Below are 15,597 nucleotides of genomic sequence, written 5' to 3' on the forward strand. Positions count from 1 at the left end.
CTTATGTTTCAGGTCTTTTCAGATTTTGCCTCTTGGCTTGTTTACAGTGTATTGGGATTGTCTCCAGAGACAAAACTCGGCGATGCCCTGCATTTTTTTGCTGAAGATGTGACTAAAATTTTTGCTTTGTTATTGGTGATGATTTATCTCATTGCTTTAATGCGAGCATCGTTAAATGTTGAGCGAGTCAGAGATTATTTAGCCGGCAAGCACAGAGGGCTAGGTTACCTAATGGGATCGGGTTTTGGTGTGGTAACGCCATTTTGTTCTTGCTCGAGTATTCCGGTATTTTTAGGCTTTACCTCTGCGGGGATCCCATTGGGGATCACCATGAGCTTTTTGATTACCTCACCCTTAATCAACGAAGTGGCGATATTGCTGTTAATGAGCCTCTTAGGGCTTAAGTTTACCTTGTTATATATCGCCGTTGGCATGAGTGTCGGTATGCTGGGCGGCTTGTTTCTTGACAGCATTAAGGCTGAGCGTTGGTTACAATCATTTGCAGCAGAAGCGTTAAAACGTGGTCAGCAGAAGGCTGGCAATACAGTTGATGATAGTGCCAATGTGCAAGCCATGTCGTTAAGGCAAAGGCATCAATTTGCCAAAACTGAGATGCTAGATATATTTGGCCGAGTGTGGAAATGGGTCATTATTGGTGTGGGCTTGGGCGCCGCATTACACGGCTTTGTCCCAGACGGTTGGATTGCCGCGCATTTGGGTGACGGACAATGGTGGTCTGTTCCTGCTGCTGTGTTACTCGGTATTCCGCTATATTCGAATGCGACCGGAGTTATTCCGGTCATGGAAAGCCTGATTGTTAATGGTTTGCCAATAGGCACCACATTGGCATTCTGTATGAGCACGGTGGCTGCCAGTTTTCCTGAGTTTATTTTGCTAAAGCAAGTCATGCAATGGCGATTGCTCGTCATCCTATTTTGTTTACTGTTGGTTGCATTCACCTTAGTGGGGTGGATATTTAATGGGGTTGCACCGTTTCTATTGTCTGCTAATTAATTAGGCTAGTCGCAAGGAGTAAAAAATGAAAATCATTAAAGTCTTAGGTTCTGGTTGTAAAAAATGCCTTGAAACTGCGGAACTTGTTCAAGCGGTTGCGGATGAAAAAGGGGTCACGATAACAATCGAAAAAGTCACCGATATGGCACAAATTATGGCTTATGAGGTGATGAGTACACCAGCAGTGGTGATTGATGAAAAAGTGGTCCACAAAGGCAGTAAACCCACCAAGGAGCAAGTGGCAATGTGGATATAGAAGATATGTTTTACGGATGATTTTGTGATGCCTGATATATTGTCATTTGACTTATTCGGTCAAACTCGGCAGAAAAAGTCACGAGCATAAGTGTTAAACGCAAGGTTACCAATGAAAAAGTGGTATTTGAATTCACCCCTGAACACCACATTCAAAACCAGTTCTCTGAATTACTAAAAAATAAACTTTTGATTATATTTTATACGAGTCAAGAAATGCTGAGTCACGCTGGTGGCCAGCATTTTTGTTTCTGGTCTAAATTTAGTCAAATCATCGATATTGTTTATACAACTGCCTTTACAACTTTTGGTGATAAACAGTTGGAACATGGGGCCGTTATAAGCATAATAGCGCAAACCACATCACATCAGCATTAGCGCGATAATTTGAGGATGCTTTGAGCTCTACATTGACCCAATCTGTAATCCATGAGTTTAGCGAGCGTGGTGCGTTAGCCAAACATGTACACAATTATCATAATCGCCAAACTCAAACTGATATGGCTGTTGCGGTAAGCGATGCTATTGCTAAAAAGCACAATCTCATTTTAGAAGCGGGCACCGGCGTAGGAAAAACCTTCGCGTATTTAATTCCAGCCTTGCTCAGTGGCAAACAAGTGGTGGTAAGTACCGGCAGTAAAAATCTACAAGAACAGTTATTCCTCAAAGATTTACCAGCATTGTTAACCATGCTCGATATCCATGTGCCTGTTGCATTACTTAAGGGGCGTAATAATTACTTATGCCATTTACGCCTTGAAAAACAGATGCAAATGGCCAGCCAATTAAGCGAATATTATATTGATGATTTGCTTAAGATTAACCAATGGGCACATTTAAGCAAAGATGGTGACATAGGCAATTTAACCTCGGTGGCAGAGCATTCTGACGTTATTCCTAGTGTTGTTAGCACCAAAGAAACCTGTACGGGTAAAAAATGTGACCATTATGACGTGTGCTTTACCCGTAAAGCGCGGATTAGGGCGATGGAGGCCAAAGTGGTGGTGGTCAATCATCATTTATTTTTTGCCGACCGATTACTCAAAGACACCGGATTTGCCGAGTTACTGCCTGATCCTGATCTGGTCATTTTTGATGAAGCCCATTTAGTGCCAGATATTTGCATTAACTATTTTGGTAGTCATATATCCAGCCGCGAAATTGATCTGTTATTAAATGGCATCATCAAAATTCACAAAAAGGTGATCCGCGACAGCATTCAACTAGAGCAATTGTCGCAACGTGGTTTGTTAGCGTTAAGTGATTGGCATAATGCCATGTACGACAGTCAAGTATCTGATTGGCGAAAAGTACTTGCCAATAAACACTTAGCGACAGTGTCGTGGGCATTACAGCAAGCGTTGACTGATCTGGCCAATTCTATGCGCCATCATCTTGGTCGCGATGATCAACTCGATTTAGCGTTCGAGCAATTGTATGAATTGTCTCAAAAGCTGCAAGATTATTTTGAATGTAAAGATATCCAAGCAGCTTACAGTGTTGAGCTAGGTCCGCGTTTTATCATGTTAAGACTTAGTCCTATCAATGTCGCTAAACAATGCCAACAATTATTTGATGCCGATACTCGGTGGATTTTTACCTCGGCAACCTTGCAGGTGAACCGCAGTCTGGCTCACTTTGCGACTGAGCTAGGATTATCATCGGCACAACAAATTATTTTAGATAGCCCGTTTGATTATCCTAATCAGGCAGTATTTTGTGTGCCACGTCATTTAGGTAAAGTGGGGCAGTCGCAGCATACGGTTAAACAACTGGTTGATGTATGTATTCAAGCAATCAATGCTGCGCAAGGCCGCACGTTTATCTTGTTTACTAGCCATCAAATGCTCGAGCAAGTTGCATCGGCATTGCAAGGTAAAGTGGCTTATCCTTTATTGGTACAAGGCCAAGCGAGTAAACAAAGTTTGTTAAATAAATTTAGACAGTTAGGTAATGCCGTTTTGCTCGGTACCAGCAGCTTTTGGGAAGGGGTCGATGTTCGAGGTAAATTATTAAGCTGCGTGATTATTGATAAGCTGCCGTTTGTGTCACCAGATGATGCCTTATACAAAGCCCGTGCCGCCAATGCCGAGCGTCAGGGACTTGACCCTTTTAGTCATATTTCTTTGCCGCAAGCAGTCATTAGTTTAAAGCAGGGCGTCGGGCGGCTTATTCGCGATGAAAAAGATCGCGGAGTACTTATCTTGTGCGATAACCGCATTGTTAATCGGGCTTACGGGCAAGCTTTTATTAATTCTCTGCCACCAATGCAGCGTACACGTGACTTAGACCGTGCATTGCAATTTTTAAAACAAATTCCTTAAGCTTTTTAAAACGGTGCGCATCAGTTATCATATTAAGTCTAATTTGATGCTTTTTTACTGGGTAACCCATCATAATGCCAAAGCCGTTAACCATCCTCGCTCTTGATACTTGCACCGAAACTTGCTCTGCTGCGTTAACCACCAATGGTAAGGTGTTTGCACTTATTGCCGATGCTCCTCGTGAACACAGCCAACGTTTATTGCCTATGGTTGATGATGTATTGGCCCAAGCCCAAGTGACATTGGCCGATGTGGACATGATTGCCTATGGCCGTGGCCCTGGTAGTTTTACCGGTATTCGTATTTGTACCAGTATGACGCAAGGTTTAGCGTTAGGCCTTGATTTACCCGTTATTGGTATTTCAACGTTAGCCGCAATGGCTCAGTTAGCAATATCACAACACAATGCCTGCCAAGTTCTATGTTGTATTGATGCCCGCATGAACGAAGTCTATTGGGGCCAATACATTGCCAAAGACGGCATAGCGACATTAGTGGGTGAAGAACACGTTAGCGTACCAGAGGCAATTGAATTAATACTCGATACCCAGCAAAGTATTAGTGTATGCGGTACCGGTTTTGAAGCTTATCCAGAGTTACTCAATATTGCGCCAAACATGACACCATGTGCAGAAGCGACTTATCCAGATGCGAAAGCCATGTTAATTCTGGCGCAGCACGGGTACCAACATGGATTACACACCATTGTTGATGAACTGGCACCAGTGTACCTTCGAGATACAGTTACATGGAAAAAACTTCCTGGTCGAGAATAGCCATTAAAGGTAATTTGACATAGAGTATATGATACAAGTATAGGTAAATGGTGTCGTTAATGGCGATAAATGCTGCATTATCAATGGCAAATAATCAATCAGGTCCAATAACCCTGAGTCAAGCTGTTGCTGGTAATCGGCCTATTACGGCGGCCATTGAGCCTATTGTTGTTAATGTCTCTGCTTCCGAGCAACAAATTCAAGGCATTGAGGCGCGCAATATGGCCATAGTTGATGATTCAACTTTGTCGGCTAAACAGCAAGCTCGGGTTGAATATGACCGTGATACTTACAGTCAACGGGGGGCTATCGCGCAATATTTATCAACACAGCATTCTGCTAAAAGAGATGAAATTCAACAAATGGTTGGTATTGATTTATATGCCTAATGTTCCGTTGTCTGCAACACCCAGTCGCAGCCGTTTTATGATTGAATTACTGCTAGCTTTCCTACTAACTCGATTTCCTTATATCTCTATCCCTTTTAAATGGTTTGAAAGCTACTTTCACGAGTTATCTCATGGTATCGCAACGTTATTGACTGGTGGCTCTGTGAGTCATATTCAATTATTTCCAAATGGCGCGGGCTTTTGTTTTAGTCAAGGTGGTAGCAGTATACTTATTGCTTACGCTGGTTATTTTGGTGCGGCGCTATGGGGATACTCAATATTTCTGATGGCAACTCAAAAGCAAACGATTAGATTTACCTTAACCTTGTTAGCCCTCACTGTGGCTGCGTCATTGCTTTTCTGGGCGCGTGATGTATTAACGATCATTATTCTTAGCGTATTAATAATACTTTTTTTGTTACCACTTAAATTAAAAAATAGTAGTCTGCTAAACACCTTACTGCGTATATTAGGCCTAATGATTATCCTTAATGCCATGGCTAGTCCAATGGTGTTATTGGGGTTAAGTGGTCAAGGCGATGCGGTGATGTTAGCTAAAATGACTTGGCTACCCGCATGGTTATGGGTGATGACATGGCTTGCATTCAGTGGGTTTATGTTATGGCTCTGTTGGCGTAAAGTTGATCGAAAAAAGGGAGTGTCAAAATGAAACGTAACATGATGTTAGGGGCCTTAATTGGCTTATCAAGTTTAGGTATGTCAACGGTAATATACGCTGCGGATAGTGTTGACGAGAAATCCGTTACTGCGCCGCAGGTCAATGCTGCGCTCGCCAAAGCTGTGGCCAGTGAGTTTCGGTCGACTAAAAATAAACTGCGCGATCAATATCGTCATCCAGCAGAAACATTAGCATTTTTTGGTGTAAAACCCGATCAGACTGTGATTGAGTTATGGCCTGGTGGGGGGTGGTATGCTGAAATTCTTGCGCCTTATTTAGCCGCTGATGGCCAATATGTTGCCGCCAATTTCGAAACAAAACCCACTGAAGATAATCGCCAAACAGCGTATTATAAATCTGCGGGGATGAAGTTTGAGCAATGGGTCAGTGAAAATAAAGCCAGTGTGGGCAATGTTCAGTTTGTTACTCTCGATCCACCGGCTAAATTGTCATTAGGTAAAGATAACTCTGCAGATTATGTATTAACGTTCCGTAATTTGCACAACTGGGCCATGAAAGGCGAGTTAGAAGGTGTGTTTAAAGCCGCCCATGATGTATTAAAGGTTGGTGGTACACTCGGCGTTGTTGAACACCGAGCCAATGTAGATATGGCTGCTGAAAGTGGTTATATGGAACAAAACCAGATGGTTGAACTTGCTAATAAATATGGTTTTAAATTAGCGGCTAGCTCTGAAATAAACGCTAATCCTAAAGATACAAAGGATTACGACAAAGGTGTGTGGACATTACCCCCAAGTTTGGCCAAGGGCGATCAAGATAAGCAAAAGTACCTTGATATTGGTGAAAGTGATCGCATGACACTTAAGTTTACCAAAACAGCAGCTCAATAATTTTTGCAAAGTGAGTCAACAATGTTGAATGTTAACGTAGAAGAAATTCAATTGCCGTTGGCTCATATTACGCTTGCTGCAAAACGTTATGGTCATGCTGACAAGCCAGTAATATTAGCTTTACATGGCTGGCTTGATAACGCTGACAGTTTTGTTCCGTTAGCGCATGCCTTTGCACAGCAAAAATTATTCGATAAATTTCAACTCGTATGTATTGATTGGCCTGGTCATGGATTATCAGATCATCGCCCGGGTCGTTATCCATTACATTGGGTTGATTATATTTATGACCTGCAAGCCGTCATCCATACACTTTCACAAGATACAGGTCCTATTATTTTATTGGGGCATTCTCTTGGCGGCATAATTGCGTCGGCTTATAATGCCTGTCTTGCTGAAAATATTCATAAACTCATATTAATTGAAGCGCTTGCCCCTTTATCTGAGTCTGCTTCTAAAGCCAAAGATCGCCTGCGTAAAGGTTTGCTGCAACAACAACGTTTTAATCGCCAAGTAACCAGAGACTCTTCGACTTATTCTTCTATGGATTTGGCGGTACAAGCCCGCCATAAACTGACCGGATTAGCCATTCCATGGTGTGAGCTTATTACTAAGCGAAATATGGCAATAACAGATGGGCAGTATCATTGGCGAAGTGACCCTAGATTAAAATTAGACTCACTTAATCGATTTAGTTTTGAGCAGGTTGATGCACTGATGAGCACTAGTAATACGTCTACTTTACTCATGGTTGGTCACGATGGATACAAACACCTAACCGCCTCAACAGAACAGGCTAATAAATGGTTTTCTAATATTGAAATCATTCAGTTAAGTGGAGATCATCACCTCCATATGGGTAATGCTTATCGCGTCGCTGAATCGATTGGAGCATTTATTCTAAATAGGCAGTAGCACTGGCTGAAATCGCTGTTATTTTTGTTTTATTTATGTGACTATAGTCGAAAATTAAAACACTTGTATGATTTAGGTCACTACGAGCATCATAATAAAGCCTGCGATAACAATATTAATGATACGTGGGCAATAAAATATTTTACCACTGACGGGGAATGCACGTCTTAGCACAGTGGGTATTATTAGGAGACACCTGTGGACCAGCCTTGGATTAATAACTTACCTGAACATGTTCCGGCCGAAATCGACTCATCTCAATTCAGTTCTTTAGTCGATATGTTTGAAGATTCAGTAGCAAAATATGCTGATCAGCCTGCGTTTATTAATATGGGCGCGACCATTACGTACCGAAAACTCGAAGAACGAAGTCGAGCATTTGCAGCCTACTTACAAAATGAATTACATTTAAAAAAAGGCGACCGTGTCGCCCTTATGATGCCAAATTTACTGCAATATCCTATTGCTCTGTTTGGTATTTTGCGCGCTGGTATGGTGGTGGTTAATGTCAATCCACTTTATACCCCACGGGAATTAAAGCATCAATTGGTTGATTCTGGCTCTAAAGCTATCGTCGTGGTGTCAAACTTTGCTAACACCTTAGAAGAGATTGTTGATCAAACACCGATTGAGTCGGTGATTATTACCAATCTTGGCGATCAACTCAGTGCTCCGAAACGCACGCTAGTTAATTTTGTGGTTAAATACATCAAAAGATTGGTACCAAAATACCATTTACCACATGCATTATCGTTTCGTGATTCGCTCTCTAAAGGTCGACGCCTACAGTACATTAAGGCCGATATTGGTGGCGAGGATTTGGCTTTTTTACAGTATACCGGTGGCACGACTGGGGTCTCTAAAGGTGCCATGTTAAGCCATAAAAACGTGGTCAGTAACGTTTTACAGGCCAGTGGTGCTTATTCTCCAGCCCTTGATGATGGTGCAGAGTTTGTCGTGACAGCATTGCCTCTGTACCATATTTTTGCCCTAACAGTGAATTGTTTACTGTTTTTACATAAAGGTAGCAAAAATTTATTGATCACCAATCCTCGTGACATTCCTGCTTTTGTTGCTGAGATGAAAAAGTACCCGTTTACTGTCTTAACCGGTGTTAATACCTTATTCAATGCTTTGGTCAATAATGAAGAATTTACTCAACTTGATTTTTCTGGTTTAAAATTGTCTATTGGCGGTGGTATGGCGGTGCAGCGTGCGGTCGCGGATAAATGGCAAAACCTTACTAAGACACGCTTACTCGAAGGTTATGGTCTAACTGAAGCTTCACCATTAGTTACATGCTGCCCATATAACCTCAGTGGGTATAATGGTTCTATTGGTTTTCCTGCACCATCGACCACTATTCAAATTAGAGATGAAGATTCAAAAGTATTAGCTCAGGGTGAAACCGGCGAGTTATTTGCTAAAGGTCCGCAAGTCATGCAGGGATATTGGCAACGTCCGGAAGAAACTGCCACTGTGATTGATAAAGATGGTTGGTTAGCGACTGGCGATATTGGCTATATGGATGAAAAAGGTTTCTTTTTCATTGTCGATCGCAAAAAAGACATGATTTTAGTGTCTGGTTTTAACGTGTTCCCAAATGAAGTGGAAGAGGTTGTCGCGTTACATCCCAAGGTTATTGAAGTCGCTGCGGTTGGCGTTCCTAATGATGCCAGCGGTGAATTAGTGAAGATTTTTGTGGTCGCAAAAGACAAGTCACTTACAGAAGAAGAGTTGATTAAGCATTGTCGTCATCATTTAACGGGATATAAAATTCCTAAACTGGTAGAATTTAGGGACGAATTACCGAAAACCAATGTGGGTAAAATTTTACGCCGACAACTTCGAGATGAAGTTAACAAAGCATAAAATGATAGCCGGCAACTGAGCCGGCTTTTTTATACTTGGCAATTCTCAGTTTATGACCATTACTCACATCCCTTTTTAGCGGAGCCTATTTTGTTAACGTTTGAATATATCAGCGATGATGCCAGTTTGTTGTCATTAGTTGAACAATACCAACACAGCGCCTTATTGGTGCTTGATACTGAGTTTGTCCGCACTCGAACCTATTATGCTAAATTAGGCCTCATCCAAGCTTATGATGGTAAAACCCTAGCATTAATTGATCCGGTTGCGATTAAAGACTTAAGCCCATTTTGGCAGCTATTAACTGACCCCAATATTGTTAAGTTAGTGCATTCATGTAGCGAAGATCTTGAGGTATTTGCTCATTATGGCGAATGCCAACCGAGCCCATTATTTGACAGCCAAATTGCGGCTAGTTTTGCGGGCCTAGGTCATGGCTTAGGTTATGCCAAACTTGTAGATGCATGCTTGCAAGTTGAAATTGATAAGGGTGAATCACGAACCGATTGGATGAATCGTCCATTGTCTGATTCACAATTGCAGTATGCTGCTAATGATGTATTTTATTTGTATAAATTATATCCTCAATTACAACAGAAGCTTGTAGCCGAAAATCGTCTCGAATGGCTGTTTGAAGAAGGTCAGCGTATGACCGAGGGACGTTTGTCACTGCCAGAAGGTGACAGCGTTTACCTTAAAGTTAAAAATGCCTTTCAGTTATCAAGTCAGCAGTTAGCCTACTTAAAGGTATTGGCTAAGTGGCGATTGACCAAAGCGGTGAGCCGTAATCTTGCGCTTGGCTTTGTGGTCAAGGACCATGCATTAATTGCATTGGCCAAAAAGCAGCCCACAACATTGTCTGAGCTCAACAGTTTAAATGATTTAACTGATCAAGAAAAACGCATACACGGTAAAGATTTATTAGCGGTAATGGCGACTGCAGATTTAACAGATTTACCTGAAGAGGTAGATGTTGTGGCACTAAAGTCTGGTTATAAATCGGCTTTCAAAGAAGTTAAAACGATATTAACTGAGCTATGTGAGCGTGAAAACGTTGCATTAGAATTTGTTGGTTCGAAGCGCCATATTCACGAGTTTTTGCTCTGGTTGTATCACAATAAGCAAACACCAAAACCACTACTCTTTGTGGGGTGGCGCGGCCAATTGGTCGGTAATTTACTTGCCCAAGTTAAGTTTAATTAATTCAATAGCTTCATTAAACGAAAAAGGATACCGGCAGCAATGCCCGTATCCTTTTTGTTATATTAAGTCCGTCAATCTAAAAAGATGAGCGTTACTTAGTGTCCGGTAAGGTGACGTTAAGTTCTAGTACAGATAAGTTGTCATCATTTTGGTCTAACTGCACAGAGACTTGGTCATCTGATATTTGCACATATTTACGGATCACTTCGATGATTTCTTGTTTCATCTTTGGGAAGTAATCCGGTGCACCACGTTCTCCACGCTGATGAGCCACAATAATTTGTAATCGCTCTTTTGCCAATGACGCGGTATTGGGCTTTTTACTGCTTCTAAAATAATCAAGTATCGACATAATTAGCTCCCAAATATCCTTTTAAGGAATCCCTTTTTTTCTTCTGTAATAAATCGAATTGGTATATCGTCGCCTAATAAACGCGCAACGGTATCGCCGTAAGCCAAGCCTGCATCGCTTTCTTGGTCAATAATCACAGGTACACCTGAGTTTGACGCCTTCAATACCGACTGAGATTCAGGGATAACTCCCAGCAATTCAATAGCAAGAATATCCTGCACATCTTCAACACTGAGCATTTCACCTGTTTTAACTCTGGCCGGCGAGTAGCGAGTTAATAGTAAATATTCTTTGATAGGTTCCAAAGTCAATTCAGCTCGACGCGAGCGACTCTGCAGCATGCCCAAAATACGGTCTGAATCACGTACTGAGCTCACTTCTGGATTGGTGGTGACAATGGCAATATCGGCAAAGTAAAGTGCCATCATTGCACCTTGTTCAATACCCGCTGGTGAATCACACACAATAAAGTCGAAATCTTTGGCTAAATTTTCAAGGACTCGGCCGACGCCTTCTTTGGTCAGCGCGTCTTTATCTCGTGTTTGAGACGCGGGTAAGATAAATAATTTGTCGCAGCGTTTATCTTTAATTAACGCTTGATTCAAATTGGCTTCACCATTGATGACATTAACAAAATCGTATACGACCCTGCGCTCACAACCCATAATCAGATCAAGATTGCGTAAACCAATGTCAAAGTCGATAACGACTGTTTTGTGTCCTTTTAAAGCCAATCCGGTGGCAATTGCTGCACTGGATGTTGTTTTTCCCACACCACCTTTACCTGATGTGACAACAATAATTTGCGCCATTTATATTTATATCCTTGTGTTTGCCGATTATTGGGGCAATGTTTCAACAGTAAGGGATGCGCCCTCAAGGCGAATACAACCTCTTTGGCTTAAGTCGTATTGTTGCAAGTGTTCAGTCAACCAATACTGTCCAGCAATCGATACTAATTCTGCTTCTAACGAGTTAGCGATAATCACACTTTGATTATCTCCCGCGGCACCCGCCATGGCTTTACCACGAAGAGCACCATATATATGAATGCTACCATCAGCAATGACTTCAGCGCCATTACCAACTGCACCAAAAATGATTAAATCAGCGTTTTGTGCGTATATTTGTTGTCCAGAACGCACATTTTGCTTAACAATTTTAGTTGCTCGTTCAGGAAGTTCTGCTTTACGCGCTTGTTTGCCAGACTTTACCACTGCAATCCCCATGTGTTTTGCTTGTTCAACTTGCTCTGGGGTGGCGTCGGTAATGCCGACAATAATAAGGTTACGGTCAATCAATAATTGTTTTAGGGCATTAAAATCAATTTGGATATGCTGAATGGCTGATAAATTTAATACCAATGGTGCGCCCAAAAAAAACTGCGGCGCTTGTGCCAGCTTGTTGTCTAATTCAGCAGCAATAATATCGAGATCGTGATGATTAATATGCAGCACTGATAATGTAAAAGACGTAGCCTTTAATTCGAGATTTTGTTTAGCCATCCCGGCGTGATTCTCCATACTTCAGCGATAAACTGATTTACAATTATTTTTTGTGTCACCATGTTATAGTGTGCTTAGTTGACTATCAAGTTTGAACCTTTGGAAATTTACACTAAAATGATATGTGCAGTATATAAAAGCGGTCGAAGAGCGGATACTTACCTTTTTGTCAAAAAACGTGATGTATTTGATGACGTTCCTGAGCCTTTAATGGCGATGTTTGGTACTCCGTCATTAATCATGATTGTCCCACTATCTAAACGAGATCACTTGGGCATCGCAGATATTAATAAAGTGAAGTCTGCATTAGTTGAACAGGGTTATTACTTACAAATACCACCACCGCCGGTTAATTTACTCGAACAGCATAAACAAGAATTAGCGCTTAAGAAATAAGCATAATCTTAAAGGAGTAATCAACACGAATATGATCCCCAGAATCATTCTAAGCGTTTTTTTTTACTTCTTTTGCTCTCATGTTGTGATGGCTGAAGACAGCCATCACAATTTTGATGACTACCTATTATTGCTACAACAAAAAGCACTCGCTGCGGGCGTTAACCAAGCTATAGCAGAACGCAATATTGCGACGATTAAGATATTTAAGAAAGCCAATCTCAACCCCTCAGTCGATAAACCTAAGACATTAGAAGACTTCATCCCACAAGCTGTACCCGAAATCACCGTCAGTACTGCAAGAGCAATGTTATTGCAGCATGAATCTAAACTCGAACAGTTGAGTAAAACGTATCAAGTGCAGTCGCGTTTTTTGATGGCATTATGGGGTATGAATTCTCGTTTTGGTGAGCAGCCAGGGCGTTTCCCTGGATTATCAGTTTTAGCCTCACTTGCCTACAAAGGCGATGAAGAAGCATTTTATATTGCTGAATTTATTGCTGCACTTAAGTTAATTGAGCAAAAAAATATCAGTGAAGATGCATTGCTGAGTTCTTCATCTGGGGCGATGGGGCAGATGCAAATGATGCCGAGCCAGTTGCTAAAGTATGCTGTTGATGCTGATAAAGACGGCAGGATTGATGTTTGGAACAGTATGGATGATGCTTTTTCATCGCTGGCGAATATGTTGCATCAACAAGGTTGGCAGTCCGGTTCTACATGGGGAAGGCAGGTGAAACCCACTATGGCACTCGATCCTGGTTTGCTTGGTTTAAGAGTCAATCAAACATTTGTTCAGTGGCAGGCTTATGGTATTAGGCGTTTTAATGGCGCAGACTTACCGCAACGCAGTGACATGAATGTATTCTTAATTGCACCTGATGGATCGAAAGGGCGTTTTTATTTAGTCTACGATAACTTCCTTTTATTACATCAATTTAACCCGACTTTGCATGATACTTTGGCGATAACTTATTTGTCTGAAAAAATTAAGCAGTAAATTGCGGCCCATTGGGTGTAAAATGCAGGCAAATTTCGATAAAAGCTACATTAGATAACCAATGATGACTCAGTTTTGGACTACTACCCCCTTAGAAGACATGACCACCGAACAATGGGAATCGCTGTGTGACGGCTGCGGTAAGTGTTGTTTAAATAAAATCATCGACGATGAAACTGACGAGCTTTATTATACTAATGCTGCATGCCATCTACTGGATGACAGCAGTTGTGGTTGTCGTCGTTATCCTGAACGCTTCACCTATGTACCTGAATGTACAGCAATTACACCCGTTAATATCGCTGAGTTGACTTGGTTGCCTGATAGTTGTGCTTATCGGCGCGTATATGCTGGCAAAGGATTACCGAGTTGGCATCCGTTACTGACAGGAAATAAAGATGCCATGCATGCGGCGGGGATTTCGGTACAAGGGAAAACAGTTAACGAAACGAAAGTGAAATACTTAGAAGACTGTATTGTTTTGTGGCCTATGTTAGATGTTGAATAGTCAGCGTTGCTGTATAAGTGATTAATAATCAATGTATTAAGATATTGCATTATCGGTTAATGGAAAAGTAATGTGGTTCATATCCAATCTATAATGAATCAATTTATGGTTATGTTTGGCCACAACCTTATACAGTTTAAGCGTGTAAGATGGTTAACCCTGCTTGGCTTGATACATTGGACCAATAAGGCCATGTAACCATACTTGTCCTTATTGGTATCAGATTTGCCCTTTTCGGCAAATAAAAGCGGATTCTCGTATTACAAGCAGAGTCATGTGAGTTCATTACAGGTTAATTCAATAAGGTTAGCCAGACAAAAAATGATTTGATAATCACTTTTATCCCCAACTGAGCTTATTTCTTTTTGGGTAAATAAAACTCGGCCATGATGAGTTAATCATGAGTGATTAAGTTACCCTCGTCGCTAGGTGCTTGTGTTGCTATGTGACTATGATTAACTTAACTCATGTTGCGCAGCATGCTCAGCGGAGCAATACGTAATACCCAGTGTAAAATGGCCCAAGGATAACTAGGGACAAATGCATTGGCTTTTTCTTTCTGAATAGCCTTCACCATGGCTTTACAGCCCGTTTCAGTATCAACAATAAACGGTACCGTTTTTACCTTTTGGTTAATTTCACTGCGAATAAATCCTGGATGTACACAAGTAACCTTAATCGGTGTGTTCAGTACATCGATGCGGATACCCTCAGACAATGAAGTCACGGCGGCTTTTGTGGCAGCATAAACAGTCATTGCACGTCTAAATCCACGAACAGCGCTTATGGACGAAATAGTCACTAGATGCCCACTGTTTTGTTCTCGAAAAATTGTCATCGCCGCTTCACATTGGGCGATAGCGGCAATAAAGTTAGTTTGCGCAGTCTGCAAATTAGCAGCAAAAAAGCCAGTGCCTATAGATGCGCCTTTACCCATGCCTGCGTTTACAATGACTCGGTCCAGCTGTCCAAACTCTTGCTTAAATTGATTAAATACCTCAAAAACTTGTGGGTGATCATTTACATCAAGTGACTTAATTATCACCTTGATATTAGGATTAATGACGAGTAATTCTTGTTTTAATGTTTCAAGGCGGTCCATACGTCTGGCGCATAGTGCAAGGTTATGATGCTGTTTAGCAAACTCAATTGCCATGCCGCGCCCTAAACCTGAACTTGCCCCTGTTATGAGAATGTTTGTTCGTTTCATAATGTGCTCTTTTATTAATACGTTGTTTATAATAGAGATAAACAATGATCACTTACGCTGGCATCAAGCCTACATTAAGCGACGGAACCATCAAAAAGCCATGTTCATTAATGCTAAGTAAGCTTAAGCACTGTTGCTTTCGCTGTAACTGAGTCAGGCAGGAACTGACTAATGATTTATTAAGACTAAATATTGGTTGGTCATTTATTGATGATATTTGTACATATAGCAGGAGTTATTTTCCCGCAAGAGACGAATACCAATAGCGAGTCATGTGTTTGGTTTGATCAATAAATTGTGCTAAGCCAGTCGTCATTCGATGGCTAAAATACTACCCAAATGCACTCT

General features: G+C 41.4%; 17 protein-coding genes. 13 read left to right on the plus strand and 4 right to left on the minus strand.

Annotated features, from left to right (window positions below; all coding sequences use genetic code 11):
* Positions 1–3 precede the first annotated feature (3 nt).
* The 10 genes from GW828_RS08340 (at position 4) to rnd (ending at position 10,278) form a co-directional block, all read left to right on the plus strand.
* The gene (locus GW828_RS08340) at positions 4–1,014 is read left to right on the plus strand and encodes a permease (RefSeq protein ID WP_124018140.1); all 1,011 of its coding nucleotides are present in this window, start codon (positions 4–6) and stop codon (positions 1,012–1,014) included.
* A gap of 25 nt (positions 1,015–1,039) precedes the next feature.
* The gene (locus tag GW828_RS08345; protein WP_124018141.1) at positions 1,040–1,270 is read left to right on the plus strand and encodes a thioredoxin family protein; all 231 of its coding nucleotides are present in this window, start codon (positions 1,040–1,042) and stop codon (positions 1,268–1,270) included.
* Between the two features lie 397 nt (positions 1,271–1,667).
* On the plus strand, positions 1,668–3,593 hold the full coding sequence (locus GW828_RS08350) for a DNA repair helicase YoaA (protein WP_420542413.1): 1,926 nt from the start codon (positions 1,668–1,670) through the stop codon (positions 3,591–3,593).
* 74 nt (positions 3,594–3,667) lie between these two features.
* Complete coding sequence (gene tsaB, locus GW828_RS08355) at positions 3,668–4,369, plus strand: tRNA (adenosine(37)-N6)-threonylcarbamoyltransferase complex dimerization subunit type 1 TsaB (RefSeq protein ID WP_273059209.1); 702 nt, start codon at positions 3,668–3,670, stop codon at positions 4,367–4,369.
* A 59-nt stretch (positions 4,370–4,428) separates the two neighbouring features.
* Positions 4,429–4,758 (plus strand): hypothetical protein, encoded by a 330-nt coding sequence (locus tag GW828_RS08360; protein WP_124018144.1) that lies wholly within the window; start codon positions 4,429–4,431, stop codon positions 4,756–4,758.
* Positions 4,751–5,428, plus strand: a complete 678-nt coding sequence (locus GW828_RS08365) for a M50 family metallopeptidase (RefSeq protein ID WP_124018145.1) — start codon at positions 4,751–4,753, stop codon at positions 5,426–5,428. The genes GW828_RS08360 and GW828_RS08365 overlap by 8 nt, the downstream gene beginning before the upstream one ends.
* Positions 5,425–6,288 carry a class I SAM-dependent methyltransferase gene (locus GW828_RS08370; RefSeq protein WP_124018146.1) on the plus strand — a complete coding sequence of 288 codons (864 nt, stop codon included), beginning with the start codon at positions 5,425–5,427 and terminating at the stop codon, positions 6,286–6,288. Before GW828_RS08365 ends, GW828_RS08370 begins: the two co-directional genes overlap by 4 nt.
* A gap of 21 nt (positions 6,289–6,309) precedes the next feature.
* Positions 6,310–7,203, plus strand: coding sequence for an alpha/beta fold hydrolase (locus tag GW828_RS08375; protein ID WP_182756129.1), 894 nt, complete (start codon positions 6,310–6,312; stop codon positions 7,201–7,203).
* Between the two features lie 198 nt (positions 7,204–7,401).
* The gene (gene fadD / locus GW828_RS08380; RefSeq protein ID WP_273059212.1) at positions 7,402–9,075 is read left to right on the plus strand and encodes a long-chain-fatty-acid--CoA ligase FadD; all 1,674 of its coding nucleotides are present in this window, start codon (positions 7,402–7,404) and stop codon (positions 9,073–9,075) included.
* A gap of 90 nt (positions 9,076–9,165) precedes the next feature.
* On the plus strand, positions 9,166–10,278 hold the full coding sequence (rnd, locus tag GW828_RS08385) for a ribonuclease D (RefSeq protein WP_273059214.1): 1,113 nt from the start codon (positions 9,166–9,168) through the stop codon (positions 10,276–10,278).
* A gap of 91 nt (positions 10,279–10,369) precedes the next feature.
* On the opposite strand, the gene minE is transcribed toward rnd, so the two are convergent.
* From minE to minC, 3 genes are read right to left on the minus strand one after another with little or no spacing between them, the layout of a single operon-like run.
* Entirely contained in the window at positions 10,370–10,630 is a 261-nt protein-coding gene (minE, locus tag GW828_RS08390; protein ID WP_124018150.1) for a cell division topological specificity factor MinE, read from the minus strand.
* A 2-nt stretch (positions 10,631–10,632) separates the two neighbouring features.
* The gene (minD, locus tag GW828_RS08395) at positions 10,633–11,442 is read right to left on the minus strand and encodes a septum site-determining protein MinD (protein ID WP_124018151.1); all 810 of its coding nucleotides are present in this window, start codon (positions 11,440–11,442) and stop codon (positions 10,633–10,635) included.
* 27 nt (positions 11,443–11,469) lie between these two features.
* Positions 11,470–12,135 (minus strand): septum site-determining protein MinC, encoded by a 666-nt coding sequence (gene minC / locus GW828_RS08400; RefSeq protein WP_182723661.1) that lies wholly within the window; start codon positions 12,133–12,135, stop codon positions 11,470–11,472.
* A 117-nt stretch (positions 12,136–12,252) separates the two neighbouring features.
* Here minC and GW828_RS08405 point away from each other — a divergent pair, with 117 nt between their 5' ends.
* From GW828_RS08405 to GW828_RS08415, 3 genes are all read left to right on the plus strand, one after another.
* Positions 12,253–12,531, plus strand: a complete 279-nt coding sequence (locus tag GW828_RS08405) for a YcgL domain-containing protein (protein WP_124018153.1) — start codon at positions 12,253–12,255, stop codon at positions 12,529–12,531.
* A gap of 31 nt (positions 12,532–12,562) precedes the next feature.
* The gene (locus GW828_RS08410; RefSeq protein WP_273059217.1) at positions 12,563–13,531 is read left to right on the plus strand and encodes a lytic murein transglycosylase; all 969 of its coding nucleotides are present in this window, start codon (positions 12,563–12,565) and stop codon (positions 13,529–13,531) included.
* A 61-nt stretch (positions 13,532–13,592) separates the two neighbouring features.
* Positions 13,593–14,039, plus strand: a complete 447-nt coding sequence (locus GW828_RS08415; protein WP_124018155.1) for a YcgN family cysteine cluster protein — start codon at positions 13,593–13,595, stop codon at positions 14,037–14,039.
* Between the two features lie 460 nt (positions 14,040–14,499).
* On the opposite strand, the gene GW828_RS08420 is transcribed toward GW828_RS08415, so the two are convergent.
* Positions 14,500–15,249, minus strand: coding sequence for an SDR family oxidoreductase (locus GW828_RS08420; protein WP_182698545.1), 750 nt, complete (start codon positions 15,247–15,249; stop codon positions 14,500–14,502).
* Between the last annotated feature and the right edge of the window lie 348 nt (positions 15,250–15,597).

The sequence above is a fragment of the Shewanella vesiculosa genome, from assembly GCF_009994065.1.
Lineage (GTDB): Bacteria > Pseudomonadota > Gammaproteobacteria > Enterobacterales > Shewanellaceae > Shewanella > Shewanella vesiculosa.

What these genes read in the sequence shown, in the direction of transcription:
- GW828_RS08420 (WP_182698545.1), bottom strand. Translation starts at nt 15,249, where the DNA reads ATGAAACGAACAAACATTCTCATAACAGGGGCAAGTTCAGGTTTAGGG.
- GW828_RS08410 (WP_273059217.1), top strand. Translation starts at nt 12,563, where the DNA reads ATGATCCCCAGAATCATTCTAAGCGTTTTTTTTTACTTCTTTTGCTCT.
- GW828_RS08360 (WP_124018144.1), top strand. Translation starts at nt 4,429, where the DNA reads ATGGCGATAAATGCTGCATTATCAATGGCAAATAATCAATCAGGTCCA.
- GW828_RS08415 (WP_124018155.1), top strand. Translation starts at nt 13,593, where the DNA reads ATGATGACTCAGTTTTGGACTACTACCCCCTTAGAAGACATGACCACC.
- minE (WP_124018150.1), bottom strand. Translation starts at nt 10,630, where the DNA reads ATGTCGATACTTGATTATTTTAGAAGCAGTAAAAAGCCCAATACCGCG.
- GW828_RS08405 (WP_124018153.1), top strand. Translation starts at nt 12,253, where the DNA reads ATGATATGTGCAGTATATAAAAGCGGTCGAAGAGCGGATACTTACCTT.
- GW828_RS08370 (WP_124018146.1), top strand. Translation starts at nt 5,425, where the DNA reads ATGAAACGTAACATGATGTTAGGGGCCTTAATTGGCTTATCAAGTTTA.
- GW828_RS08340 (WP_124018140.1), top strand. Translation starts at nt 4, where the DNA reads ATGTTTCAGGTCTTTTCAGATTTTGCCTCTTGGCTTGTTTACAGTGTA.
- minC (WP_182723661.1), bottom strand. Translation starts at nt 12,135, where the DNA reads ATGGCTAAACAAAATCTCGAATTAAAGGCTACGTCTTTTACATTATCA.
- GW828_RS08375 (WP_182756129.1), top strand. Translation starts at nt 6,310, where the DNA reads ATGTTGAATGTTAACGTAGAAGAAATTCAATTGCCGTTGGCTCATATT.
- GW828_RS08345 (WP_124018141.1), top strand. Translation starts at nt 1,040, where the DNA reads ATGAAAATCATTAAAGTCTTAGGTTCTGGTTGTAAAAAATGCCTTGAA.
- minD (WP_124018151.1), bottom strand. Translation starts at nt 11,442, where the DNA reads ATGGCGCAAATTATTGTTGTCACATCAGGTAAAGGTGGTGTGGGAAAA.
- tsaB (WP_273059209.1), top strand. Translation starts at nt 3,668, where the DNA reads ATGCCAAAGCCGTTAACCATCCTCGCTCTTGATACTTGCACCGAAACT.
- GW828_RS08365 (WP_124018145.1), top strand. Translation starts at nt 4,751, where the DNA reads ATGCCTAATGTTCCGTTGTCTGCAACACCCAGTCGCAGCCGTTTTATG.